Source organism: Thioclava nitratireducens (genome assembly GCF_001940525.2).
GTDB classification, from domain to species: Bacteria; Pseudomonadota; Alphaproteobacteria; order Rhodobacterales; family Rhodobacteraceae; genus Thioclava; species Thioclava nitratireducens.
On record NZ_CP019437.1, the window covers coordinates 657,998 to 682,395 of the forward strand.

Genomic DNA, 24,398 nt, shown 5'->3' on the forward strand with positions numbered 1-24,398 from the left:
ATCCTTGTATTCTCAATCAAGATCGCGCGCTATTCTTTGTAGTGATGTGTTTTCTAAGGATAGGGGCGGCGTAGAGGCTTAGCCACCCCCGCCATAGGCGACGTAAGATTGCATCATGCTCCCTGCGAGCATGTACCAGCCGTCGATCAGCACGAAGAAGATGACCTTGAAAGGCAACGAGATCATCACCGGCGGCAACATCATCATGCCCGCACTCATCAGCACCGATGCGACGATGAGGTCGATCGCGATGAAAGGCAGATAGATCAGGAAGCCGATCGTGAAGGCGCGCCGCAGCTCGGAGATCATGAAGGCGGGCACGAGGGTGCGCCAGTTCGCCTCTTCCGCCGTTGCTGGGGCGGGCGTCTCGGGCGCGGGTTCGGCGTTTTGCCCCGCTTCGTTGTCGCGGACGAGATCGGCGAAGAGCTTCAGGTCCTTCGGGCGCGTATTGGCGAACATGAAGGCCTTGAACGGCGCGCCGATCCCGACGAGCGCCTGTTCCTCGGTCACCGTGTTGTTCAGAAGCGGCCGCAGCCCCCCGGTCCAGGCATCGTCGAAGACCGGCTGCATCACGAAGAAGGTCATGAACAGCGCCATCGCGCTCAGCACCATGTTCGGCGGCGTCTGGTTCAGCCCCAGCGCGGAGCGCAGCATCGAGAAGACGATCACGAAGCGGGTGAAGCTGGTCATGACGACAAGGACGCCCGGCGCGATGCTGAGCACGGTCATCAGCGCGATCAGCTGAATGATCCGCCCGCTCAGGCTGGCCGATGCATCGCTGCCTGGCGTGGCATTGTTCAGCCCCTGCGCTAGGTCGCTCAGCAACCCGCCCGCCTCCTGCGCCTCTGCGCCGCTGCTGAAAGCGAGCGACGCTACGAGCGTCAGGGCGACAATTGGCAGGCCGGGTTGCGCCGTCAGAAATCGCTTCGTGAGGTGGATCATCGTTTCGGGACGTAGTCTTTGACGATCTCGGTGAGCGTGACGCCGAGCCGGTTGTCGCCCACTTTCACCAGATCGCCCCGCGCCACCAGCCGGTCGTTGATCACCACGTCGACCGGCTCGCCAATCTTTTTCTCCAGCTCGATGACCGAGCCGCGACTCAGGTTCAGAAGCTGCGAGATCGGGATACGGCTCTGACCCAGCACGATCTGCACCGAGAGCCCGACATTGAGCATCGCGTTGACGTTCTGCCCGTCGGCATCGCTCTCGGCCTGTTTGCTGGCGAGCGTATGCAGCAGGGTCTCGGCTGCAGCGGCGCGGGCTTCGCCCTGCGTCGGCTGGGTTCCGGTTTCCGGCGTCTCAGGCGGCTGCGTGGATTCGGGCGTATCGTTGTCGGACATTTACACGGCTTTCCTGATTGGTGTGGCTTGGGGAGAGATCGTCTGCCGCAGGGCGATGAGGATACTGCGGCAGACCGTCTCGAAGCTGTAATCCATCACGCCGTCTTCCCAGTCGGCATGGATGTCGCCATCGGCAAGCGCCGGGTCCGCGACGATGTTCAGGGCGGGGCTGTTCGGCCCGGCGCTCGCCTCGATCACCGGCGTCAGCCCCGCGACATTGGCGGGGGAGAGGCGGATCGTGAGGCTTGGTTTGCGCAGCGCGATTTCCATCGCCCGACGGATCTGGGTCTCGACCCGCGCGGTCGAGCAGCTCTCGATGAATTCGGGGAAAACCTTCTCGCAAACGCGCAGCGCGAAGCCGCAAAGGTGTCGCTCCAGTGCTGCTTGATGAGCGAGCTGGTTGCCAAGAAGTGCTGTGATCTCCGGCGAGAGCTTTTCCAGCGCCTCGGTCTGGCGTGCCTCGAGCGAGGTCCTGATCTCGGTGGTAGCCTCGTTGCGGCCTTGCGCACGGCCCGCCTCAAACCCTTGGGCGCGCGCGGCCGCCGCCGCGGCATCGAGATCGGCCTGGGTGAAGACCTTCAGGCGTTCGGCGGCGCGGCGGGCGTCTTCCGCCTGCATCTCTTCATCGAAGTCTCGCTGGAAAACCGTCATGTCATGCCTCGTTTAGCAGCCAGCCGCGCAGGACCTTGAGGGCCTCTTGCGGTTCTTCTTCGGCGATCTTCTGGATTGCCGAGACCTTGCGCTTCAGGATCGCGCCGCTGATCGCGAAGTTGGTGACGAGCTCCTCGTCCCTGGCGGGATCGTAGCGCTCCGCACGTTGGACGGGCGCTGCGGGCTCGGCGGCCTCCTGCGTTCGGGGCGCGACGGCACTGGCGGGCGCTGCGGGCAGGTTGTTGCCCGCGGGTGCCGCTGCTTCCGCCTCGCCCTCGGGGGCTGCGAGCGCCCCGGCGCCAGGCGCCTCGCTCAGCCGCGGGCGTTCGCGGTCGGCCCGGTTCAGCAACGGGCGCAGACCGAAGACAAGCACCGCGACCACGATCAGAAGGGCAAAGACCCAGCGCAGGATCGACACGATATTGTCGGAGAGCCGCTGCATCAGCGTCGGGCCGACCGGGCCGCCGACTTCCATCGAGTAATCGATGAAGCGCAGGCTATCGACCGAGACTGTATCGCCGCGATTCTGGTCGTAGCCGATCGCCGATTTCACCAGTGCGGTGAGACGCGCGATTTCCTCGGGCGAGCGTTGTTCGTATTTCAGCGAGCCGTCGTCCTGCACGTTGTATATGCCGTTGACCAGCACGGCGACCGACACGCGCTTGACTGCACCCGCTTCGGTCGTCGTCTCGCGCCGTGTGTTGCCGATTTCGTATTGCACCGACTCGCCGTTCTTGCTGCGGCTGTCGGTCGTGCTGCTCGCGCCGGGGCCGCCAAGCGCGCCAGGGATGTTGTTTCCGGTGTTCACACCCGCATCGCCATTCTGCACACCCTTTTGCTGCTCGGCGTTGTTCTGGGTGGAGCGCACGACCTGCTGATCGGGGTTGAAGCTTTGCTGCACCACGACTTCACGCTGGTTGGACAGGTCGACATTGACCTGCACGCGGGCATTCCCCGCACCGACCCGCGCCGTCAGGATCTGCTCGATCGAGCGCGCCATCCGGTCTTCGGTCGCGGCCTTGTTCGACTGGAGTGTCGCTTGCCCGGCCGCATCCGAATTCTCCGCGAGGATCGTCTCGCCGCTGGCCGAGAGCACCGTCACCCGGTTGCCGTCGAGATTGGGCACTGCCGCCGCGATCAGGTTGCGAATGGCCAGAGCTTCCTTGCGGCTGATGCCGCGGGTGGAGGCGGCGCGCACGATGACGCTGGCGCTCGGGTCGGGGCTGGTGCGCGAGAAGGCTTCGCGCTCGGGCAGAACCAGATGGACGCGGGCGCTGCGCACCCCGTCGATAGTCTGGATCGAGCGCGCCAGCTCGCCCTCCATCGCGCGCAGACGGTTCACATGCTGCATGAAGGTGTTCATGCCGAAGCCGCTTGCGTTGTCGAACAGCTCCCAACCGGGTTCGCCATCCACTGGCAGGTTCTTTTCGGCCAGCGCCATGCGGGCGCGGGCCATGTCTCCCTCCGGCACCGACACCGCGCTGCCATCTGCAGACAGTTGCGTCTTGAACCCTGCCTGTTCGAGCGCGTCGACGATTCCGGCTGCGCTGGAGGGCGAAAGCTGGCTGTAGAGCAGCTTGTAGTTCGGGGCGGTCACGACGGATAGGCCGAAGACCAGCGCGAACACGCTGACGACGCCGACGGCCCCAAGCATCAGCAGCTTGCGCCGTCCCAAGGATTGAAGATTCCGCAAGAATTGCTGCACGGCGAACACCAGTTATTCTTCATCTACGCAATAAAAGCTACTCTATCTTTGTATTGCAAGTAAAGTCCGGATGTATATACTTCACGACATCCAATGAAGATCGGGTTTTATCTTTAAGTTCGACGAAGAGAGGCGCGGTAGCCGATGACAGATGCGGCGGTTGATGGAGAAGAGCTTGCCGAAGCGCCTGCCGGGCGCTGGCGTGTCTTGCGTGACCACAAGCGTCTCGTGATGGCGGCGGGCGCCCTCGCGGTCGTGGCCATGTTCTGCGGTGGATTCGTCGCTTTCGGTGGCGTCTCTGCCCTCACCGGGGGCAAACCCGCAGAGTCGGCAGGCCATGGCGGTACGGGCGCGGGTGCCGCGGCCGGCGGGGACGCGCTACTGGATTTCGACGACATCGTGGTGAACATCACCGGGACGACCGCGGACGGCGCCTCCGCCGCGCGCTACCTCAAGATTCACCTAGCGCTGGTCTATCCCGAATCGCCAGAAGCCGAAGCCGCGATGGCCGAGAAGAAACCCTTCATCCGCGATACCTTCACCGGGTTCCTCCGGCAGATGACGGTCGAGGATCTGCGCGGCAGCATCGGTCTCATCAAGCTCAAGGCGGAGCTGCTCAAGCGCGCCCGCGCGGTCGTCGGGGACAATACGCCGAGCGAGGTTCTCATCAGCGATCTGGTGGTGCAGTGACGATGGCGGAGCAGGCGGACATGGCGATGGCGGCGACGACGACGGCGGAGGTCGAGGACGAGATCATCCGCATGTCGATGCTCAATTACGAGCGTCTGCCGATGCTGGACGTGATCTTCGAGCGCTTCGTTCTGTCCTTCTCCAGCTCGCTCAAGTCGCTGACGGGTTCGGTGCTGGACGTGACGCTGGGCGACGTCGAATACCTGCCCTTCGCCGACGCGATGAAAAGCCTGCCCAAGCATGGTTTGATCGCGGTCGCGCAGGCCGATCCTTGGGATGACCAGTTTATCCTTTCGCAGGATCCGGTCTTCCTGTTCTCCGCGCTCGAACTGATGCTGGGCGGGCAGCCGACGGGGCGGGCGAAGGATGCCAAGAACGGCTTCACGACGATCGAGCGCAGGATGGGAGAGCAGGTCGCCGAACGCATCCTCGCCGACATGGCGGTGGGCTTCCGTCAGATTTGCGAGGTCTCATTCCAGGTCGACCGGATGGAGAGCAATCCGCAATTCGCGAACATCGCTCAGCCCAACAGTCCCACGGTCCGCGTACCGCTCAAGGTCAGCCTCGAAGGCTACCACGGCGAGGTTCATCTGATCCTGCCTTACTCGACGCTGGAGCCGGTGCGCCCGCTGCTCACCAAGATATTCTTCGGGGATCGGCTCGGCGCGGACAGCTCGTGGCGTACGCAGCTGAAACAGAAGATCGAAGGGTCGTCGGTGGCGCTGACCGCCCAGCTGCACGAGCTTGTGGTACCGATGCGCGAGATTCTGGACTGGAAAGTGGGCGACACGCTCGACCTCGGGATCGACGACACCCAGCCGGTCCTTCTGCTCTGTGCCGGGAGTCCGGTTCTCGAAGGCGAAATGGGCAAGAAGCAGAACGGGTCGATGGCGCTGAAGGTGACCGCGAACCTCATGGGAAAGGACGAGTGGAGCAATGATGTCGATGCTGATTAACGCGATTATTCTCGTGTCTCTTGTGGGGCTGATGGCCTATGGCGTGGTGATCACGCGACGGGTCAAGAAGCTGATGCTCGTGCTCGAGGAAATGGAGCCGCTCGTCGCCGCTTTCTCCGCGGCCGTGGACAAATCGCAGCTCTCCGTCGAGGAGATGAAGGACGCGGTCGCCGAGGCGCAGAAAGCGCCCGCGCCCGAACCGGCGCCCGCGCAAGAGGCTGCGCCCGCCCTGACCTTCAACTCGCGCCGCGCCGCGCCGAAAGCGCCGATGGGGCTGACCCGTGTGACCGGCAAGGCCGAGCTGGTGAAAAGCTTCTTCGAGCAGACCCGCGTGCGCCGGGAGGCGCAGGGGCAATGGTGAAGAGCCGCCCCCTGCAGGTTCTCGTCGGTGTGCTGCTGCTTTCGGGCGGCGCGAAGCTCGCTACCAGCCTTCCCACGGACATGATCCCGTTCCCGGACTCGCTTTTGCAGGCGGCTCTCGCAAGCGGGGCGGAAAAGCCGACCGCGGCAAAGGCTTCGTCGGCGGACGCTCCCAGCGATGCCAAGATCAGCTGCGCCCCGACGCCGGAGGAGCTTTTGATGTCCGTGCGGCAGGAACGCGACCTTCTTGCGGAACAGAAGAAGAAGCTCGACGCCCGCAGCGCCGAGATCGAGCTTGCCAAGCAGGGGCTCGACACCCAGTCGCAGCATCTCACCGAGTTGAAGGACAAGGTGACCAAGCTGCTCGACCAGGTCGACAAATCGCATACCGCCGACGTCGATCGCCTCGTGTCGATCTACAAGAACATGAAGCCGGCGGCGGCGGCTTCGATCATGAACGACCTCGATATAGAGGTGACGGTCATGGTGCTGGCCACGATGAATGAGCGCGACGTCGCCCCGATTATGGCCGCGATGACCCCGGTGCGCGCGCGGGCCGTCTCCAAGATCATTCTCGAACGTTCGAAGCTGCCGGGCGACCAGAAGCTGGTCAACGTCAAGCTCAACTGAAACGCGCGGGCGTTCCGGCCCGCGCAGCTACCCGAATTTGCATCCGTTTTGGGGAAAAGGGGCGTTCAGCCCCTTTTCTCATTCCTCGTCGACCCGCAGGACCGAGCCTTTCGGCGGCGCGCGCCGGATGTTGCGACGCAGATCCATGACATAGCCAATGATCTCCGCAACCGCCTGCCAATGCTCGACCGGCACGGTGTCATCCACTTCGATCGTCGCGTGCAGCGTACGCGCGAGGGGCTTATTCTCGACGATCGGCACCTCGTTCTCGCGCGCGATCTGCCGGATGCGGGCGGCCACGGCATCGGCCCCCTTGGCGACGCAGACCGGTGCGGCGTCGCTGCCCTGTTCGTATTTCAGCGCCACGGCATAATGCGTCGGGTTCGTCACGATCACGCTGGCGGTCGGCACGGCCTGCGCCATGCGCTGGCGGGCGCGCCTGCGTGCGATCTCCGCACGGCGGCCCTTGATTTGCGGATCGCCCTCGGTGTCCTTCATCTCGTCGCGGATTTCCTTGAGAGACATGCGCAGTTTGCGCCGCCACTCGAACCGTTTCCAGATGATGTCGCCGATGGTGATCGGCACGAGGAACACCATCGCCGCGCTCAGCAGCCATCCGGCCCAATGGGCGGCGTAGCTCGGAATGTTCTCGGGCAGGAAATTCTCGCCCTGCCAGATCCCGGTGACCGCGCGTTTCGCCACCCACAGCGCGAGCACGCCGATGACGAGAACCTTGGTGATGCTCTTGGCGAACTCGACCAGTGCGCCGGGCGAGAACATCTTCTTCAGCCCCCCAAGCGGCGAGAGCTTCGACAGTTTCGGCTTCATGCGCTCGGACGAGACCACGGTTTCCCCCTGGATCAACACGCCGAACAGCGCGGCCAGAAGCATCACGCCGAAGATCGGGGCGGCCCAGCCCGCGATCTCGCCGAAGAGCATGCTGAGGATGTCGCCAATATCGCGCGCGCCTGCCGACCCTTGGCCAATCTTAACCTGGCCCGCCCCGGCGAAGACCTGACCAAGCGAGGTCATCGCCCGGCCCGCCACCAGTGGCAGGATGAACATCACGATCATCAGCAGCGAGAAGACCGACATCATGTTGCCGGTCTCGCGCGAGGAGGGCACGTCGCCTTTCTCGCGCGCCGATTTCAGCCGCTTGTCTGTCGGCTCTTCGGTCTTGGAGGATTTATCCTGTTCGTCGCCCTCGGCCACGGCGCGCTCCTTAGGGTATGACGAAAGTGCCGAGCCAGTCGGTGAACCGGCCGAGGAAGACATGCAGCATGCTGGGCGACGCCGCCGCAAGGATCAGCAGTCCCGACGCGATCAGCGCGGGTGCTGCGACGAAGAAGACAGGCAGCGCGGGCATCATCCGGTTTGCAAGCCCCATCCCGAGATTGAAGATCAGCCCCATGACGAAGAACGGCGCCGCGATAGCCGCCCCGATATAGAGGCTGGCCGACGCGGCCTTCACGATCTGCTTCGCCATGTCGCCCAGCAGCAGGGTGCCCGGCGGAAAGACGTCGTAGGAATAGAGCAACGCGCGGATGATGACGTGATGCGTGTTCGTGACGAAAATCAGCGCGACGCCCGAGATCAGCAGGAAGCTCGCGATCATCGTGGAGCCTTCGAACGACCCGAGGCTCGGCGCGAAAGCATTGGCGAGACCCGAGACCTGCCCGGCCTGATGCCCCGCAAATTGCAGCGCGCTGAACAGCACCCGTGCAGTCAGCCCGATCCAGAGACCCGTCGTCACCTCAAACCCGAGATAGATCGCGAAAGTAACGAGATTGTCGGGCTGCATCGGCATCACCGGCGTCGCGGGATAAAGCGCGAGGCTGAACACCACTGCCATCGCCAGACGGCTTCGGGTCGGCACCTGCATCTCGCCGAAGCCCGGCATGAACATCATAGCGCTGCCCAGCCGGGCGAAGACTATGAGATAGCCGAATAGCTGCGCGTCGAGAAATGTGCTCAGCCCGCTCACCCCTCAGGCCCCGATCGTCCCGACCGTCTTCATCGCGGCCTTTCGGTGCACCTCGTTATGCGAGATCACCTGAGTCATCGGGCTTACGCGTTCGAGCATCGAGCGGACATAGCCGCGCACTTCCGGCGCGACCATCAGCGCGGGCCATTCGTCGCGTGCGGCGTGGCGCTGGATTTCCTGACGCGCCTCCAGCACGAATTCCTGCACGCGCTGCGGCGACATCAGGAAGGTCCGCTCCTTGCCGTTGATCTTCACCGCTTCGCCGAATTCATGCTCCCACGCACCCGACATTGTCAGCACCGGCACGAAGCCCGAACCATCCGCCAGCGCGCGGCAGATCTGGTTCGCAAGGCGGGCGCGGACCCGCTCGGTGATCACGGCAGGGTTGGTGCTCGACGGCGCGGCCTCGGCCACCGCCTCGATGATGAGCGGCAGATTGCGGATCGAGATACGCTCGGCCAGCAGCGATTGCAGCACCTGCTGCAGCAGGATTTCCGGGGCGGGGTTGGAGATGTCGCTCGCGAGTTTCTGGTAGTCCCGGTCCAGCTCGGCCAGAAGCTTCTTCACCGCGCCATAGGTGAGCAGTTCGGACATATGCTCCTTGATGATCTCGGTGAGATGGGTGGTAATCACGCTCTCGGGGTCCACGACCGTATGGCCCTGCTGTTCGGCCTCGGACGCGCGCGCCGGGTCGATCCAGACCGCGCTCAGCCCGAAGGTGGGCTCCTTGATCCGCTCGCCGGGCAGCTTCACCTGATCGCCGGACGGGTCGATCACCATCACGAGGTTGGGGCGCAGCTCGCCTTTCGCCGCCTCGACGCCCTGCACGAGGATCGAATAGCTGTTCGTCGGCAGCATCGGGTCGTCCTTGATGCGGACCGAGGGCAGGACGAAGCCGTAATCCTTCATGAAGAGATTACGCAGGCTTTTGACCTTGCCGGGCAGGGCGGCGTCCATGCTCGAGATCAGCGGCACCAGTCCCGCGCCGAGGCTGAGGCGCAGCTCGTCGAGCTTGAGTTGCTGCTGCGTCGTCTCGGCCGAGGTCTCTTCCATCTGGGCCGCGCGGGCTTCTGCTGCCGCCTCGTCGCTGGCGCGCAGCGCGGCCTGCTCCTGCATCACATAGCCCAGCCCGGCGAGCAGCCCGGCCAGCGCGAAAAACACCACGATCGGGAAGCCGGGCAGCAGGCCGATCCCGCCAAGAAGCACCGCCGCCATGTAGAGCGCCTTCGGGAAGTTCGACAGCTGCCCGAGAACCGCCTCGTTCGCCGCGCCCTCGGTGCCGCCTTTCGTGACGATCAGGCCCGCTGCCAGCGACACCACCAGCGCCGGAATCTGCGTCACCAACCCGTCGCCAATCGTCAGAACGGTGTAGTTGCCCGCCGCCTGAGAGACGCTCAGCCCGTGCTGGACGACGCCGATCAGAATCCCGCCGACGACATTGATCAGCGTGATGATTATCCCGGCCACCGCGTCGCCGCGCACGAATTTCGACGCACCGTCCATCGCGCCGAAGAAGCCACTCTCGTCCTCCAGCTCCTTGCGGCGGCGCTTGGCCTCCACCTCGTCGATCAGTCCTGCGCCCAGATCGGCGTCGATCGCCATCTGCTTGCCCGGCATCGCATCGAGCGAGAAGCGCGCGGAAACCTCGGCGATCCGGGTCGAGCCCTTGGTGATGACGACGAAGTTGATCACCACGAGGATCGCGAAGATCACGATACCGATCACGAAATCCCCGCCCACGATGAAGCGCGAGAACCCCTCGATGACGCCGCCCGCCGCGCCGGGGCCGGTATGGCCCTGGCTGAGAATGAGCCGCGTCGAGGAGATGTTGAGCGACAGCCGCAGCATCGTCACCACGAGCAGCAGTGTCGGGAAGGAGTTGAACTCCAGCGGCTTCGGGATCCACAGCGCCACCATCAGGATCAGCACCGAGACCGACAGCGAGATCGCGAGACCGAAATCCAGAATGATCGGCGGAAGGGGAACGAACAGCATCCCGAGGATCAGCGTCACGCCGATCGCGAAGCCGATATCGCGGTTCTTGATGCCGAGCCCCACGAGGTTCTGGCCGAGACTGGTTTGTTTTTGGCTCATTGCGCGCTCAATTCGTTCGCGTGAAATTGGGAAGCACGGGTTGCAGGTCGTTCGTCGAATAGATCGAAAGCCGCATGTCCTGATCCGCCGTCAGATCGGCCGACCAGAAGACGGGCAGTTTGCGGCGCGTGGGGCGTGGCGAGGCGGTCATGGTGGGCGCGTCCACGGAGGCGGCGCCTGCGAGTCGGACGAAATAGTCGCCCCGTTTCTGCGCCACCGCGAGATTGCGCCTGAGCGCGGTCAGATAGGTCTGGCGCGCCTCCGGGGTGAAGGAGTGATACGAGCCTGCGGCGAGCCACCAATCCCCCGTCCGCCGATGCAGATCGACCAGAAACCGCGCCGCGTAATCCACATTCGCCGCCGGATCGAAGGACTGGGCCAGCGAGTCAAACGCGTCCGGATGCCATTTGCGGTTCACCTGCATGCAGCCCGTATCGATCGAGGTGACGCCAGCTGCTTGCTTCTGGTGGACCCAAGCCATCGCCGCTTCGCGGCTGTCGAACACGCGCCCTTCGCCCGCGGCATTCACGCTCCACGGCCAGACGGTCAAGCGACCTTCATTGCGAAACCCCGCCTCCTGCAGCCCGATCGCGAGCAGCAGGTTGTCGGGGATGCCGTAGCGGTCCTGCGCCGCGAAAATCTGGCGCAGGCATTGCTGGTCATTGCCGAACTTGGAGGGGACGACTGTGGTTGCCTCGGGCACGGGGCGGCTGGAGGTGTAGAACCCCGCCCAGCCCTCTGCCCGCGCGGGGCCTGTCGCGGCGAAGCTCGCGATTGCAAGCGCCGCCAAGGCGCGAAACCACCCCGCCCGCGCCATCAGGTGGGCCCGTTCATGATGAGATCGAAGACGGTATCCGACAGGTGCGAGAGCGTCGCGTAGATGAAGGGCAGGGCGAGCACGAGGCCCACGAAGATCGCGACGATCTTCGGCACGAAGGTCAGCGTCATCTCCTGCACCTGCGTCAGTGCCTGGAAGATCGCGATGCCAAGGCCGACAAGCAGCGCGAGCGCGAGGATCGGGCCGGCCCCGAGCAGGATCGTCCAGATCGTGTCCGACATGATCGCATAGACATCGGCTTCTTCCATGACGCCCCCGCCTGTCTCAGATCGGCATCCGCATGATTTCCTGGTAGGCCTCGACCAGCTTGTCGCGCATCGCCACGGTGACCTTCACGGTGGATTCCAGCGCCATCGTCGCTTCGACGACCTGCTGCGTGCTGGCCTGTCCCGTCAGACCCGCCTGCGCGGTGGTATCGGCCGCACGCATGGTCTGGACCGCGTCTTCGGCGGCGCTCTTGAGCATGTCGCCGAAGCTTTGTCCCGCGGATTTGGCCTCCTGCGCGGAGGCAGGACCGCCGTTCAGGTTGCGCGAGGCGCCATAGGCGCCCCGGATCGCTGCGTTGGAGAGGACTGGATCGCTCATGCGTCACCTATTTCAGAAGGTCGATCATCTCGCGGCGCATCTGGCGACCGGTCTCGAGCATGTTCAGGTTGGCCTCGTAGCTTCGCGCCGCTTCGCGCATGTTGCTCATCTCGATGATCGGGTTGACGTTCGGCAGTTTCACGAAACCCTCGGCATTCGCCGCCGGATGAGCCGGGTCGTATTTCAACACGAAATCAGAGGTGTCGCGACCGACTTCGGTGACATCGACCATCGAGGCGCCTGTCGCGTCATCGACCATTTCGCCGAAGGAGATGGTCTTGCGGCGATAGGGATCCGCGCCCGGCGTCGAGCCGGTCGAATCCGCGTTGGCCACGTTTTCCGAGACGACCTTCAGTCGCTCGCCCTGCGCGCGCAGCCCGCTTGCCGCGATCGCACCGATTGATTTCAGAGGGTCCATGCTCATAGTCTGCTCCGCACGTTACTCTTTGCCGCTGGCGGCGTTGATAAGCTGGTAGGCCTTTCGATAGAGGTTCGCCGCCAACCGATATTGGTCCGCATTCTCGCTCGCGATCACGGATTGCTGCTCCAGCGCCACGTCGTTGCCGTCGAGACTGCTGTCCCATGCGCCGCTGGCATTCACCGTCTCGACGGTGGTTTCGTGCGACAGGCCGCCGGTTGCGCGCGCCGCGTCGCTCTTCTCGAGGAAGCTCTGGAAGTCGGTGACGTCCCGCGCGCGGTAATTCGGCGTGTCGGCATTGGCGATGTTCTCGGCCAGCACCTTCTGGCGGGCCGCAAGCCACTGCATCCGATCCGAGGCGAGGTTAAAAAAGGATATCGTATCAAGTTTCACGTTGGATCGCTCCGTTTTCATGGATAGTATACTGGTGTGAGAATGGATTGGTAGGGTTTATACTTGTGAATACGATTTTTTCTTCCTTGAATTATGCGGTTGACGAGGCCGATGAGGCAAGAATTGTCGGTCATGTCCATTCGGTCACGGGCCTGTCGCTGACTGTCGTCGGGCTCGAACGCGCGATGGGAATCGGCCAGCGCTGCATCGTGCACGGGCGGCGCGGTCCGGTTCTCGCCGAGGCGGTCGGTTTGAACGAGGCTGGAACCCGCGTTCTGCCGTTCGGCAGCTGGGATGGCGTCTCGGTGGGGGATCGGGTCGAACTCGACCAGCACGGCGATCTGATCCACCCCGATGAAAGCTGGATCGGTCAGGTCGTGGATGCGCTGGGCCGGCCCGTGCGCAGCGGCACTGGCTGGACCCCGGGGGAGATGGCGCGCGACCTCAAGGCCGCCCCGCCGCGCGCCTTCGACCGAAAGCGGGTCGGCGCGAAGCTCGAGACGCAAATCAAAGTATTCGACATCTTTACCCCGATCTGCCGTGGCCAGCGCATGGGTGTCTTCGCGGGCTCCGGCGTCGGGAAATCGACATTGATGGCGATGCTCGCGCGCAATACCGATACGGATGTGATCGTGATCGGGCTGGTGGGCGAGCGTGGCCGGGAGGTGCAGGACTTCATCCAGAACGACCTCGGCCCAGAGGGGATGGCGCGCGCGGTGGTCGTGGTGGCGACGGGTGATGAGCCACCTCTGCTGCGTCGTCAGGCGGCCTGGACCGCGACGGCGGTGGCCGAGCATTTCCGCGATCAGGGCAAGCAGGTGCTGCTGCTGATCGATTCCGTTACCCGCTTCGCGATGGCGCAGCGGGAGATCGGCCTCTCCGGGGGCGAGCCGCCGACGACCCGGGGCTACCCGCCCACCGTATTCGCGGAACTGCCGCATCTGCTGGAACGGGCGGGACCCGGCGTCGAAGGGACGGGCGATATCACCGGGCTCTACACGGTGTTGGTGGACGGCGACGACATGAACGAGCCCATTGCCGATACCGTGCGCGGGATCGTGGACGGGCATATCGTGCTCGACCGCCACATCGCCGAACAGGACCGCTATCCGGCGGTGAATGTGCAGAAAAGCATCTCGCGGATGCTGCCCGACTGCCACACCGACGCCGAGTATCGGATCATGCAGGCAGCACGGCGTGCGCTGGGGAAATATGCCGATATGGAAGATCTGATCCGGGTGGGCGCTTACCGTCCCGGCGCCGATCCCGACACAGATGCGGCGATCCGCTTCCACCAAAGCGCGACGGTTTTCCTGTCGCAGCGGAAATCGGAGCAGCTTGGATCGATGCGGGCCTTCGCGGAAACCTACAGGCTGCTACTGGAAGCGGGTTTCGACGTGCCGCTTCCCGAAGAGGTAGATGGCGAGGGCGCGTAAGCCCGCGGTCCCGAGCGCCCCTTAAAGCGCGGCGATTTCCGACAGTGGGCCGCTCCAGTCGCCGAGCTGCGCCTGGCGATGAAGTTGCAGGTTTCCATACCAACGATCCGGGCTTCCTTGACGGCCCCAATACCACATGCACGCCGCCCCTTTCGGGATCAGCACATGGGTGTCGGGATGCCCCAGCGCACCGCAGAGATGGGCGGTGGTGTTGTCGATGCTCACCACCCGATCGAGCGCCATGATCTGCGCGGCGAACCCGTCGAGATCGGCGAACTGGTCGATTGCGGCATCGTGGAAAAGCGTCAGGTCAGGACGGCTGCGGGCGGCTTGCGCCAGCTCCGCCTCGCGGTCGCCATATTGCAGGTTCACCACCAAGGCACCTTCGGGCAGGGCCCTCAGCATCGTTTCGAGCGCGAGCGAGCGATGCGCTCCGGTGATCGCGTCGCTGCTGTGCCATGCGACGCCGACGATCGGTCGCCCCTGCGCCATCTCACGATAGCGGGCCCGGGTCATCTCGACCTGCACCGGATCGGCGTTCAGATACCCGCCAAGCGGTCGCGCCGCGAGCGCCTCGACGCTGAGATAGCGCACGAGGTCACCGACGAAGATCATTTCCTCCGGAGCGACGCCCATCTTGTCGACCTCGGTGGTCTCCGCGAAGGCGATCCCAAGGCCGGAACGCTCGATCAAGGGCTTCATCCGGGCCTCGCCGACGAAGGTCACCTTTGCGCCGGCGGGCAGGGGAGCGCGCCCGATGATGGGCAGCAGCGCAAGCTGGTCGCCGATCCCCTGCTCGTCGACGAGAAAGAGGCGATCGCGGGTGGCGAGCCGCTCGGGATCGGAATTTTCATAGGGAATGCGGCGGCGGTTCGCGTCGGGCTGGCGGCCTGCGTAATAGGGGGCTCCCGCCGCGAAATCGCCTTCGCCCATCAGGAAGGTGCCGTAGGCGCGCCGCACCCAGAGCCCGCCCCCGTCAACGAGGTGAAGGGCTTCGCGAAACGCGATCCGCGCCGCGCGAAAGTCTTCCCGGTCGAGGTGGCAATTGCCGGAAAATCCCAAAACCCGCTGGAACTGCGCGGGATCTTCGAAGCGATGCGAGAGGGTTTCGAGGGCGCGCTCGGTCTCGCCGCACGCACGTAGAGCCGCCATCCGAAGGGTTACGATTTCGTCGCGATGCGCGGGGGGCAGATCGGCCTCGGCCAGCAAGGCATCGGCGCCGACGATGAGGCCCCTGTAGTTCTGGCGGAAGAGTTTCGCCTTGAGCAAGCCGATGCGGTGCGCGATCGGCGCCGGCGAAAGTCGCGCGGCTTCCTCGTAGGCGGGCGCGGCTTCGGCATTGCTTTCGCCTGTGGCGAAGGCGTCGGCCGTGATGAACCAGATCTCGGCCGTCTTCATGCGCTCAGCCATCTTGCGCAGATTTCGTCCGGCCGTGGTCGACCGGTCGAGCCGCCCCATCAGATCGGCATAGAGGCGGGCCATCGGAACGTCTTCGCTGCCACGCTCGATTGCCTGCGCAAACAGATCGATGGCCGCGAAGATGTCGGCCTTCAGAACACGCGCCTTACCCAGCCCTGCAAGCCCCATCGGATCGGTGGGCGCGATCAGCAGGGCGCGTTCGAAGAACTTCGTTGCGGCTTCGGCCTCGCGGCGGTCGAGCGCCACGGTGCCCAGCACGAGCCACGGGTGACGGTTCGCCGGATGCGCCTGGCTGACCTCATGCGCCAGCCGCGCCGCGTGCGGGCCGTCAGCCGCAGCGAGCGCCTCATAGGCTTCGTGCATCGTCAGCGCCGCTGCGCTGTCCGCGATACCGTAATACTTCGCGGCTTTCGCGGCCCGGGCGCGCCGGTCCTTGCGTGAGAGGGTGGTCTGGGTCATGCGCGTTCCCTCGGAATGGCGAAGTAGTCGATCGAGTGGACGTAGAACACGCTGTCGACCAGCACGTAGTCATGCGCGCGGCACCATTCCTGCGCGAAGGCGAGGAGGTTGTCGCGGCGGGTCTCGACCCAGATCAGCGGGCGGTCGCGCGCGATCAGCCCCTCGGCCCCGGCGAGCACGTCCAGCTCCATCCCTTCGGCGTCGATCTTGAGGAAATCGGCGCGGGCATCGGCCATCAGCGCATCCAGCGTCACGACCTTCAACTCGCCCGCTTCGTCAGCGATCAGTGTCGTGGCCCCGAGGTTGTTTTCCTGCGTCGTCTCTGCGCGGAAGCTGCCCTCCGCGCGGCCCACGCCGAAGCCCATGCCGCGCCGGTCGATCAGGCCGTCGATCCCGTTCGCGGCGATATTGCCTTCCAGAAGGGTCAGCGCCGCGGGGTTCGGCTCCACCGGATAGATGCGCGCCGGGTTCAGATGCTGTGCGTACCAGACGACGTGGTTGCCGATATTCGCGCCGACCTCAACGATATGCGGGTGCGTCACGCCGATCAGATCGCGCAGCTTCTCGAGCGAGCTATCCTCGAAGAACCTCCCCTGAAGGTGGGTGTTCTGGATGATGTCGAGCGGATTGGTGATCTGCATTTTCGCCGCCACCCCCCGATGTTCGAGCGGCGCCCAGAGCGGATCGCGCTCGACCGCGTCGGCCCACATCCGCTCGACCTGTCGGGCCCAATCGGCTCCGGTCGCAGAGCGCGGCCCGGTGGAGTGCTGATCGCGGCGGTTGATGAAGAAGATCTCCGGGCGTTTCGCGCAGTGCCCGTTCTGCCAGAGTTGCAGGTAAAGCTTGTAATCCTCGCCCGTATCCATCGCCTCATCGAAGCCGAAGCGCGCCACGAGTTCGGTGCGGATGAAGGCGCCGATCTGAACCGCGAAGAAGGGGGGCGTGGCGAGAAACTCTGCATAGCTGGAAAGCTCTGCCGGCTGACCGTCACGCAGCTGCGGCTCGCCCGCCGCGTCGAATTCGCAGATCAGCCCCCAAAGCGCATCGAGCGTGGGCTCATCGGCAAGTCGCGCGCCGAAAGCCTCGAACGCGTTAGGGGTCAGCACGTCATCCGCATCGAGGAAGAAAATCCATTCGACGCCCGCCTCCTGCGCTTGCCGGATCGCGGTATTGCGACGTGCAGACCGGCCGTGCAGCCCTTGCATGTCATCCATCGCGTAGTGATGGACATGGTCGAACGGCCCCTTGGAAAAGCCGATCGCGGTCTCGACGGAGGGCGCGCAGCTTTCTTCGAACAACTGGCGATGGCCGGGGCCGATCGGGGTGATGATTGCGCAATCCATGGCTCAGCGCTCCTTGCCGCTTTGTTCATCCGCAAGCGACTGGAAGACGGATTCCCGGATCGTATCGAGCGAGACCTTCCGCGCCTCGCCATGGCTGAGCGCAGGCGTCAGGCCAAGTTGCAGCGCCAGCGCCGAGAAGAAGATCAACGCGGCGCCGCCCAACATCGTGCGCATCTGCGGCTTCGCGCCCTCGCGCTTTGCTGGAAACTTGCCTGGTTCGGCGCGCGCCGGGGCAGACAGGGCAGCGGCGCGCGGTTTTGCGGCTTCGGGGGCGATGAAGATGTAGTGGTCGAGCGCGGTCAGTCGCGCCGTCAGCGGCGCCTGCCGCAAGGTCGCGAGAAGCGGGGCCGGGAAGTGATCCGCCGCGGCGTGGATCTGGCCGGGCAGGGCGGTTGCCCCCTGACGCGCGAGTTCCGCCACCGGGATGGCGAAGCTGCGAAGATCGTCGCGGAAGTAGACGTCTCGGACCCCGAAGCTTTGCGCATCGGCGCCGGCCTCGTCGATGGTGATCCGCACGGTGTCGGCATCGAGGCTCAATTCGCAAGTCGCCATCAGCGCCTCGGCCCGGTGCGTATCGCTCAGCCGCCGGAAGCCGGGCGGGCCGCCATCCGCGCTCACCGGGGCCGTTGTTTCCGCTCGATTGGTAGGCACAGAGGCCGCATTCCTGCTCGTCGGCGGAGCGCTCGATGTCGCGGAGTGTGTCGGGTTCAACGCCGACAGGAGCCGCTCGACCTCGCGCAACGCGGGCGACACCGAGGCGGATTTCGCATCGGTCAGCGCTTCCGGGTCGAGCCCCTCGTCGGCGGCATAGGCGAAATTGATCGCGTAATCGCGGGCGATCTCCGGAAGGTTGTCGGTGTCCTGCACGAGCGACAGAATCTTCTGCTCGTCGGAGAACAGTATCCGCCGTGTCTGGTAGCCGTCGATCTTTGGAATGACGCTGAACTCATCCGCGCGCCAGTTCATCGACCGCGCGAGCCGGGGCAGTACCCGCTCGGCCTCGCTCGCGTGGAAGACCAGCATCGCGCAGCCGCCTTCCGGGTCGAGGCCGACGGCCAGACACATGTGCTGCGGCCATTGCTGGAACAGATGGCGCAGATCCTGCTCTTCGAGCAGAAAGGCTATGGCTTCCGCACTGGCGCTCATTCGATGCCCTGAATCCAAGATCAGTGTTGGAGTTATCCTATCTATTCATGAATAATCGGTCAAGTTTCCTTGTCTATAGATGATATAGTGTGTTTTGTGCTTATTCTCGTTAATGATTTTGGTATTTATACTTGACTTAACGAGAGCGTCACCGGAGATTTGCTCGAGATTTTGGGGAAACTGCGCCTGCCGGTGAAAGACTGGGGGCGCGAAGCATACGGACAAAGTATAATGACGATCATCCTTGGCCTGTTGGCCGTCGTGGGCCTCGTGTTCGGCGGCTTCCTCCTGTCCGGCGGCAGCATGGACGTTCTGATTCATGCCTTGCCGTTCGAAGGGATGATGATCGGTGGCGCCGCGCTCGGGTCGTTCCTGATCGCCAACTCGTTCGGGATGATCAAGCAATCGGGCCGGGGGCTCGTAAAGGTGCTCAAGGGCAGCAAGTGGAAGACGGCGGATTACACCGACCTCTTGAACCTGCTCTACGAGCTGTCGCGGCTCTATCGCAACAAGGGTATCATCGCGCTCGATCCGCATGTCGAAGCCCCGGAAGAGAGCGAGATCTTCAGCCGCTATCCGCGTATCCTGAAGGATCATTTCGCGATCCAGCTGATTACCGACAGCTTCCGGATGCTGGCGATGAATTTCGACGACAAGTACCAGACCGAGGACGTCATCAACCGCAAACTGAAGAAGCATCACCGCGAGGTTCTGGCCCCTGCCTCAGCGCTCCAGACCGTGTCCGACGCCTTGCCTGCCATCGGCATCATCGCCGCCGTTCTGGGCGTGATCAAAACCATGGGTGCGATCGACCAGCCGCCGGAGATCCTGGGTGGTATGATCGGCGGCGCGCTTGTCGGCACCTTCCTCGGCGTGTTCCTTGCTTATTGCTTCGTGCAGCCGATGTCTGGCCGTCTGCGCCAGATCGAGGAAGAGGATTCCGCGTTCTATGCGGTGATCCGCGACATCTTCGTTGCGCTTGTGAGCGACCACCCGCCGAATATCTGCGTCGAGATCGGGCGCGGCAGCATCCCAACCGCGCATCAGCCGGATTTCTACGCCGTCGAGCAGGCGCAGAAAGACCTGCCGCAGGCGGCGTAACCGCGCCATGGCCCGCAACCGGATCGCGGCCCTGGAGGTGATCGGGCGGCTGCGGCGGCGTGAGCTCGAAGAGCAGGCCGGCGAGCTATCGAAGCTGAATGCGCAGGTCGCGCGGCTGGAAAGCGAGCGCGATACGCTGACAGCGCGCGCCCGCGCCGAGCTTCACGTCACCTCGCCTGAGACCGCGCCTTACGCCGCCGGATTCCGCGAGGCGGTGCGCGAGACGGTCTCGTGGCTCGATCAGGAGATCGGCACGCTGAACGAACGCCGCGTGCCGCTCGAAGACCGGATGCGAGAGCTGTTCCGAGAGGCGAAGACCTATGACACGCTTCTCGACCGTGCCCGCGCCGAACGCGCGGCGGAGCTGGCAAAGCGCGAGCAGGCGCAGGTCGAGGAGCGCACGCTACAGCGCTGGCTGCGCGACAGGGATGCGGTCAGAAGCTGAAAATCTCGCCGAGATTGGCGATGATCGTGACGAGCAGGACAACGCCCGCAACGAGCAGCGCGATCCACCAGACATATTGAAAGACGATCGCCGCGATTCCGAGGCTCACCGCATAGCTCGGCAGTCGCCAGTTTTCGCGGAGTGCCGCTGCGATCCCCGCGAGCACGATCGCTAGGATCCCGAGGACCGGCGCCGCGAGGCCGAGGTAGGTGGAAGCCGGGAGTGGTTGCGGCTCCACCGGCTTCGGCGCAAGGCCGAAGAAGGACCGCCAAGCCGAGCGTTTGATCTCGCCAGCGATCTCGCCAATCTGACTTCCGGCAGAGGGCTGAGGCCCGTTCGCAATACCCGAGATCTGCACGAAAACGAGAACCAACGCGGCCGCGCCCGCCAGCAACGCCCAGAAGCCCCAACTGCGAAACAGGGGGCGAAGCGGGGCGGACGGATGGCTTTCACTTCGGGTCATTCCGCGAGGTTAGCCGCGAATCTTGACGCAAATAAGAAGAATGCACGTCGCGCGTTGACGCATCACGCGCCCACCGCACCTGCCCCGCCGGATTCACGCTGGCGTGACGCGTCGTCCTGAGGCTAAGCTTCCTCGACAGCTCATCCACGAAGGGAGACGCCCGATGGAGTTCAGCGAAGCGATCCGCAAATGTTTCTCGAACTACGTGACTTTCACCGGCCGCGCGGCCCGGCCCGAATTCTGGTGGTTCGTGCTCTTCGTCTTTCTCGGGAACATCGTCTTCGGCTTGCTGGATCGCATCCTTTTCGGTCCGATGATGATGCGGGGCGGCGAAGCGTCTCTGCTGGGGGCGATCTTCTCGCTCGTCGTGTTCCTGCCATCGCTCGCGGTGCTGGTGCGGCGGCTGCACGACCTCGACCGAACCGGCTGGTGGGCCTTGATCATGCTGATCCCGCTGATCGGGACGCTGGTCCTGCTCTTCTTCACCGTTCAGCGCGGATCCCCGCGCGGTAACCGTTTCGGGCCGCCGCCGCTGCCGCCGCACCAGATGCCGTCCTGACCTGACATAAAAAGGGCACCCATGCGGGTGCCCTTCATTCCGTCACCGGATACGCGTCGCTCAGTCGAGCGCCGCATCGCACCGTTTGCAGGTGCCGGGATGCTCATGCGTGCCGACATCGGGCAGGATCTTCCAGCAGCGCTCGCATTTCTGACCGTCGGCCTTCTCGAAGACCACCGAGATGCCCGAAACTTCGGGCAGGCGGTACGCTTCCTGCGGAGCCGGATCGGCGGTCAGCGCGATGTCCGAGGTGATGCAGAGATCCTCGAAGGGCACCGATTTCAGCGCCGCCAGAACGTCCGCATCCTCGACATGCACGACTGGTGCGGCCTCTAGCGAGGCTCCGATCACCTTGGCCGAACGCTGCACCTCCAGCGCTGCCGTCACCACGCGACGGGCGCGGCGGATGCCATCCCATTTCGCCGCAAGGCTCGCGTCGGCCCAGGCTTCTGGCGTCTCGGGGATGTCCTGCAGGTGAACCGAGGCATCGTCGCCCGGGAAGCGCGACAGCCACACGTCTTCCATGGTGAAGACGAGGATCGGCGCGAGCCAGGTCGTCAGGCGATGGAACAGCAGATCCAGCACCGTGCGCGCCGAACGGCGGCGCAGGCTGTCCTCGGGGTCGCAATAGAGCGCATCCTTGCGGACGTCGAAATAGAAGGCCGACAGGTCCACCGTGCAGAAGTTGAACAGCTGCTGGAAAACGCCCTGGAAATCGAAGGCGTCATAGCCCTTGCGCACCTCGGTATCGAGCTGTGCCAGACGATGCAGTACCCAGCGCTCCAGCTCCGGCATCTCGGTCGGATCGACGCGCTCGGCGTCGGAGAACCCATCGAGATTGCCCAGCATGAAACGCAGCGTGTTGCGCAGACGACGATAGCTGTCGGCGGTGCCTTTCAGGATCTCCTTGCCGATGCGCAGATCGGCCGTGAAGTCCGACTGCGCAACCCAGAGCCGCAGGATATCGGCGCCGTATTGCTCGATCACCTCCTGCGGCGCGACGGTGTTGCCGAGCGATTTGGACATCTTCATGCCCTTCTCGTCGAGCGTGAAGCCATGCGTCACCACGTTGCGGTAGGGCGCGCGGCCCTTCGTGGCGCAGGCCTGCAGCAACGAGGAGTGGAACCAGCCGCGGTGCTGGTCGGTCCCCTCGAGGTAGACATCGGCGATGCCGTCCTCTGTCCCGTCGGCGCGGTCGCGCAGCACGAAGGCGTGGGTGGAGCCGGAATCGAACCAAACGTCGAGCACGTCGAAGATCTGCTCGTACTCGTCGGGGGTCACGACGCCTTCCAGAACCTTCGCCTTGAAACCGTCCTCGTACCACGCGTCCGCACCCTCGGTCTCGAAGGCGGCGGTGATGCGCGCGTTGACCTCGGCGTTGCGCAGCAGGAAGTCTTCGTCGGTGGGCTTGGCGCCTTTCTTGACGAAACAGGTGAGCGGCACGCCCCAGGCGCGCTGACGGCTCAGCACCCAGTCGGGACGGTTCTCGATCATCGAATGCAGGCGGTTCTTGCCCTTCTCGGGCGTGAAGGTCACCAGCTCCTCGATCGAGGTCAGCGCGCGGGCGCGGATCGTGTCGCCATACTCGCCCATGCCGTCATCCAGCGTGTGGTCGATCGCGGCGAACCATTGCGGCGTGTTGCGATAGATCAGCGGGGCCTTGGAGCGCCAGCTATGCGGATAGGAGTGCTTGATCTTGCCCTTGGCGAGAAGCGCCCCGGCCCAGGCCAGTTGCTTGATGTTCGACACATTTGCCGGCCCGTCCTTGCCATCAGCCGCGACGATCGCCTCGCCGCCGAACAGCGGCAGGTCCTTGCGGTAGCTGCCGTCGGGCTCGACGTTATAGGTCATCTGCAGCCCGTATTTCAGGCCCATCTGATAGTCGTCGTCGCCGTGGCTCGGTGCGGTGTGAACGAAGCCCGTCCCGGCCTCGTCGGTGACGTGGTCGCCGGGCAGGACCGGGACGTCGTAATCCCACTCGCCATTCGCGCCCTCGACGCCGGCATAGGGATGCGAGAGCGTCAGCCCCTCAAGCTCTGCCGCGCTGACATTGCGCACGCGGGTGAAGCTCTCGACTTTCGCCTGATCCATCACCGATTGCGCCAGCGCATCGGCCATCAGCAGCAGTTCGCCTTCCTCGGCGGTCGATTTCTCGCCCAGCGTGTCGACGCGGTAGAGCCCGTAGGCGATGCCCGGATTGAAGGACACGGCGCGGTTTTGCGGGATCGTCCACGGGGTCGTGGTCCAGATCACGACGCTCGCCGCGTGTAGCTGATCGGCCAGCAGCGCCTGATCCGCGGCGTCATATTCGACCGCATCCTCGGTCGGCATGTCGGCATTGCCGCCCCGGCGGACCTTGAAGCGCACCCAGATCGTGTGGCTGGTGTGGTCGTGATACTCGACCTCTGCCTCGGCCAGCGCGGTCTTCTCGACCGGCGACCACATCACGGGCTTGGAGCCTTGGTAGAGCGTGCCGTTCATCAGGAACTTCATGAACTCCTCGGCGATCACCGCCTCGGCATGGTAGTTCATCGTCAGATAGGGATCGGCCCAGTTGCCATAGACACCCAGACGCTTGAATTCCTCGCGCTGGATGTCGACCCAGTTCTCGGCAAAGGCGCGGCATTCGCGGCGGAACGCCACCACGTCGACAGCGTCCTTGTCGAGACCCTTGGCGCGGTACTGCTCTTCGATCTTCCACTCGATCGGAAGGCCGTGGCAGTCCCAGCCAGGCACGTAGCGCGCATCGCGGCCCATCATCTGCTGAGAGCGAGTGATGAAATCCTTCAGGATCTTGTTGAGCGCGTGACCGATATGGAGATGGCCGTTCGCGTAGGGAGGGCCGTCATGGAGCACGAAGCCGGGGCGCGTCTCCTTCGCGGCCTTCTCGCGCAGGCGATCGTAGACGCCGATCTTCTCCCAGCGCGCCAGCCAGTCGGGCTCACGCGCAGGCAGGCCCGCGCGCATCGGGAAATCGGTTTTCGGCAGGAAGACGGTGCCGCGATAGTCGGGGGCGGTCGTCTCGGTGGTCTGGTCGGAACTCATGGATAGGTCGTCCTTGGGAAAGGGAAGGGCGTGCGCGCGCACGCCGCGAGGCTTGGCGCAATATCCCGGCTACCCTGACGCGTCAGAGCGCCGGGCAAATAATTCGCGGATATGCAGCCAGCAAGAACATGCCGCCCTTATAGGCGTGAGGTGCAAGCGCGGCAAGCGCAGATCAGGGAGGGCTGCCGCCCGTCACCGTGGGTTCGCAATCGCCGAAGAGGAGGGGGCGCTGCCCCCACGCCCGGTCGGGCGCTCCCCCGGGATATTTGTGTCAAGCCGAAACGTCGTTGCAGGCAAAAGCCGGGGATGCGCGGCCGATCGGGCTGGCCCCCTTCCCC

At 64.4% G+C, this 24,398-nt stretch carries 25 protein-coding genes; 8 read left to right on the top strand and 17 right to left on the bottom strand.

Features of this window, described 5'->3' with window-relative positions:
• Positions 1-78: 78 nt before the first annotated feature.
• From fliP to fliF, 4 genes are read right to left on the bottom strand one after another with little or no spacing between them, the layout of a single operon-like run.
• Complete coding sequence (gene fliP / locus BMG03_RS03330) at positions 79-942, bottom strand: flagellar type III secretion system pore protein FliP (RefSeq protein ID WP_075775851.1); 864 nt, start codon at positions 940-942, stop codon at positions 79-81.
• Complete coding sequence (locus tag BMG03_RS03335) at positions 939-1,340, bottom strand: FliM/FliN family flagellar motor switch protein (RefSeq protein WP_075775852.1); 402 nt, start codon at positions 1,338-1,340, stop codon at positions 939-941. The genes fliP and BMG03_RS03335 overlap by 4 nt, the downstream gene beginning before the upstream one ends.
• Entirely contained in the window at positions 1,341-1,991 is a 651-nt protein-coding gene (locus BMG03_RS03340; protein ID WP_075775853.1) for a FliH/SctL family protein, read from the bottom strand. It lies immediately after the preceding gene.
• Between the two features lies 1 nt (position 1,992).
• On the bottom strand, positions 1,993-3,684 hold the full coding sequence (gene fliF / locus BMG03_RS03345) for a flagellar basal-body MS-ring/collar protein FliF (protein ID WP_341865722.1): 1,692 nt from the start codon (positions 3,682-3,684) through the stop codon (positions 1,993-1,995).
• A gap of 156 nt (positions 3,685-3,840) precedes the next feature.
• Here fliF and BMG03_RS03350 point away from each other — a divergent pair, with 156 nt between their 5' ends.
• The 4 genes from BMG03_RS03350 to BMG03_RS03365 are packed head-to-tail and all read left to right on the top strand — an operon-like array spanning position 3,841 to position 6,332.
• Positions 3,841-4,386, top strand: a complete 546-nt coding sequence (locus BMG03_RS03350) for a flagellar basal body-associated FliL family protein (RefSeq protein ID WP_075775854.1) — start codon at positions 3,841-3,843, stop codon at positions 4,384-4,386.
• A gap of 2 nt (positions 4,387-4,388) precedes the next feature.
• Positions 4,389-5,342, top strand: coding sequence for a flagellar motor switch protein FliM (locus tag BMG03_RS03355; RefSeq protein WP_075775855.1), 954 nt, complete (start codon positions 4,389-4,391; stop codon positions 5,340-5,342).
• Positions 5,326-5,703: a hypothetical protein gene (locus tag BMG03_RS03360; protein ID WP_077701087.1), complete on the top strand. Its 378-nt coding sequence runs from the start codon at positions 5,326-5,328 to the stop codon at positions 5,701-5,703. The genes BMG03_RS03355 and BMG03_RS03360 overlap by 17 nt, the downstream gene beginning before the upstream one ends.
• Positions 5,697-6,332, top strand: coding sequence for a MotE family protein (locus BMG03_RS03365; RefSeq protein ID WP_075775857.1), 636 nt, complete (start codon positions 5,697-5,699; stop codon positions 6,330-6,332). Before BMG03_RS03360 ends, BMG03_RS03365 begins: the two co-directional genes overlap by 7 nt.
• Positions 6,333-6,410: 78 nt before the next feature.
• Here the strand turns inward: BMG03_RS03365 and flhB are convergent, their stop codons facing one another.
• From flhB to BMG03_RS03405, 8 genes are read right to left on the bottom strand one after another with little or no spacing between them, the layout of a single operon-like run.
• The gene (gene flhB / locus BMG03_RS03370) at positions 6,411-7,544 is read right to left on the bottom strand and encodes a flagellar biosynthesis protein FlhB (RefSeq protein WP_075775858.1); all 1,134 of its coding nucleotides are present in this window, start codon (positions 7,542-7,544) and stop codon (positions 6,411-6,413) included.
• 10 nt (positions 7,545-7,554) lie between these two features.
• Positions 7,555-8,316, bottom strand: a complete 762-nt coding sequence (locus BMG03_RS03375) for a flagellar biosynthetic protein FliR (RefSeq protein ID WP_244270985.1) — start codon at positions 8,314-8,316, stop codon at positions 7,555-7,557.
• A gap of 3 nt (positions 8,317-8,319) precedes the next feature.
• Positions 8,320-10,410 (bottom strand): flagellar biosynthesis protein FlhA, encoded by a 2,091-nt coding sequence (flhA, locus tag BMG03_RS03380; RefSeq protein WP_075775859.1) that lies wholly within the window; start codon positions 10,408-10,410, stop codon positions 8,320-8,322.
• Between the two features lie 7 nt (positions 10,411-10,417).
• Positions 10,418-11,200, bottom strand: coding sequence for a lytic transglycosylase domain-containing protein (locus BMG03_RS03385; RefSeq protein WP_240496987.1), 783 nt, complete (start codon positions 11,198-11,200; stop codon positions 10,418-10,420).
• A 26-nt stretch (positions 11,201-11,226) separates the two neighbouring features.
• On the bottom strand, positions 11,227-11,496 hold the full coding sequence (gene fliQ, locus BMG03_RS03390; RefSeq protein WP_075775861.1) for a flagellar biosynthesis protein FliQ: 270 nt from the start codon (positions 11,494-11,496) through the stop codon (positions 11,227-11,229).
• Positions 11,497-11,512: 16 nt separating this feature from the next.
• A complete protein-coding gene (fliE, locus tag BMG03_RS03395; protein ID WP_075775862.1) occupies positions 11,513-11,833 on the bottom strand; it encodes a flagellar hook-basal body complex protein FliE in 321 nt (106 codons plus the stop codon).
• A gap of 7 nt (positions 11,834-11,840) precedes the next feature.
• Positions 11,841-12,251, bottom strand: a complete 411-nt coding sequence (gene flgC, locus BMG03_RS03400; RefSeq protein WP_075775863.1) for a flagellar basal body rod protein FlgC — start codon at positions 12,249-12,251, stop codon at positions 11,841-11,843.
• Positions 12,252-12,272: 21 nt separating this feature from the next.
• Positions 12,273-12,644 (bottom strand): flagellar basal body rod protein FlgB, encoded by a 372-nt coding sequence (locus BMG03_RS03405; protein ID WP_077701089.1) that lies wholly within the window; start codon positions 12,642-12,644, stop codon positions 12,273-12,275.
• A gap of 86 nt (positions 12,645-12,730) precedes the next feature.
• Here BMG03_RS03405 and BMG03_RS03410 point away from each other — a divergent pair, with 86 nt between their 5' ends.
• The gene (locus BMG03_RS03410; RefSeq protein ID WP_199224671.1) at positions 12,731-14,080 is read left to right on the top strand and encodes a FliI/YscN family ATPase; all 1,350 of its coding nucleotides are present in this window, start codon (positions 12,731-12,733) and stop codon (positions 14,078-14,080) included.
• 21 nt (positions 14,081-14,101) lie between these two features.
• On the opposite strand, the gene BMG03_RS03415 is transcribed toward BMG03_RS03410, so the two are convergent.
• From BMG03_RS03415 to BMG03_RS03425, 3 genes are read right to left on the bottom strand one after another with little or no spacing between them, the layout of a single operon-like run.
• Positions 14,102-15,958, bottom strand: a complete 1,857-nt coding sequence (locus BMG03_RS03415) for a tetratricopeptide repeat protein (RefSeq protein WP_075775866.1) — start codon at positions 15,956-15,958, stop codon at positions 14,102-14,104.
• Positions 15,955-17,301 (bottom strand): FkbM family methyltransferase, encoded by a 1,347-nt coding sequence (locus BMG03_RS03420; protein WP_075775867.1) that lies wholly within the window; start codon positions 17,299-17,301, stop codon positions 15,955-15,957. The genes BMG03_RS03415 and BMG03_RS03420 overlap by 4 nt, the downstream gene beginning before the upstream one ends.
• Positions 17,302-17,304: 3 nt before the next feature.
• A complete protein-coding gene (locus tag BMG03_RS03425; protein WP_075775868.1) occupies positions 17,305-18,447 on the bottom strand; it encodes a hypothetical protein in 1,143 nt (380 codons plus the stop codon).
• A 231-nt stretch (positions 18,448-18,678) separates the two neighbouring features.
• On the opposite strand from BMG03_RS03425, the gene motA reads away from it, so the two are divergent.
• On the top strand, positions 18,679-19,548 hold the full coding sequence (gene motA, locus BMG03_RS03430) for a flagellar motor stator protein MotA (protein ID WP_075775869.1): 870 nt from the start codon (positions 18,679-18,681) through the stop codon (positions 19,546-19,548).
• Between the two features lie 7 nt (positions 19,549-19,555).
• On the top strand, positions 19,556-19,993 hold the full coding sequence (locus BMG03_RS03435; protein WP_075775870.1) for a flagellar FliJ family protein: 438 nt from the start codon (positions 19,556-19,558) through the stop codon (positions 19,991-19,993).
• Here BMG03_RS03435 and BMG03_RS03440 read toward each other — a convergent pair.
• Positions 19,983-20,456 carry a hypothetical protein gene (locus BMG03_RS03440; protein ID WP_077701090.1) on the bottom strand — a complete coding sequence of 158 codons (474 nt, stop codon included), beginning with the start codon at positions 20,454-20,456 and terminating at the stop codon, positions 19,983-19,985. The two genes, BMG03_RS03435 and BMG03_RS03440, sit on opposite strands and share 11 nt — an antisense overlap.
• Before the next feature lie 163 nt (positions 20,457-20,619).
• On the opposite strand from BMG03_RS03440, the gene BMG03_RS03445 reads away from it, so the two are divergent.
• Positions 20,620-21,015, top strand: coding sequence for a DUF805 domain-containing protein (locus tag BMG03_RS03445; RefSeq protein ID WP_075775872.1), 396 nt, complete (start codon positions 20,620-20,622; stop codon positions 21,013-21,015).
• Between the two features lie 60 nt (positions 21,016-21,075).
• Here the strand turns inward: BMG03_RS03445 and ileS are convergent, their stop codons facing one another.
• Positions 21,076-24,060 (bottom strand): isoleucine--tRNA ligase, encoded by a 2,985-nt coding sequence (gene ileS, locus BMG03_RS03450; protein ID WP_075775873.1) that lies wholly within the window; start codon positions 24,058-24,060, stop codon positions 21,076-21,078.
• Positions 24,061-24,398: the final 338 nt, after the last annotated feature.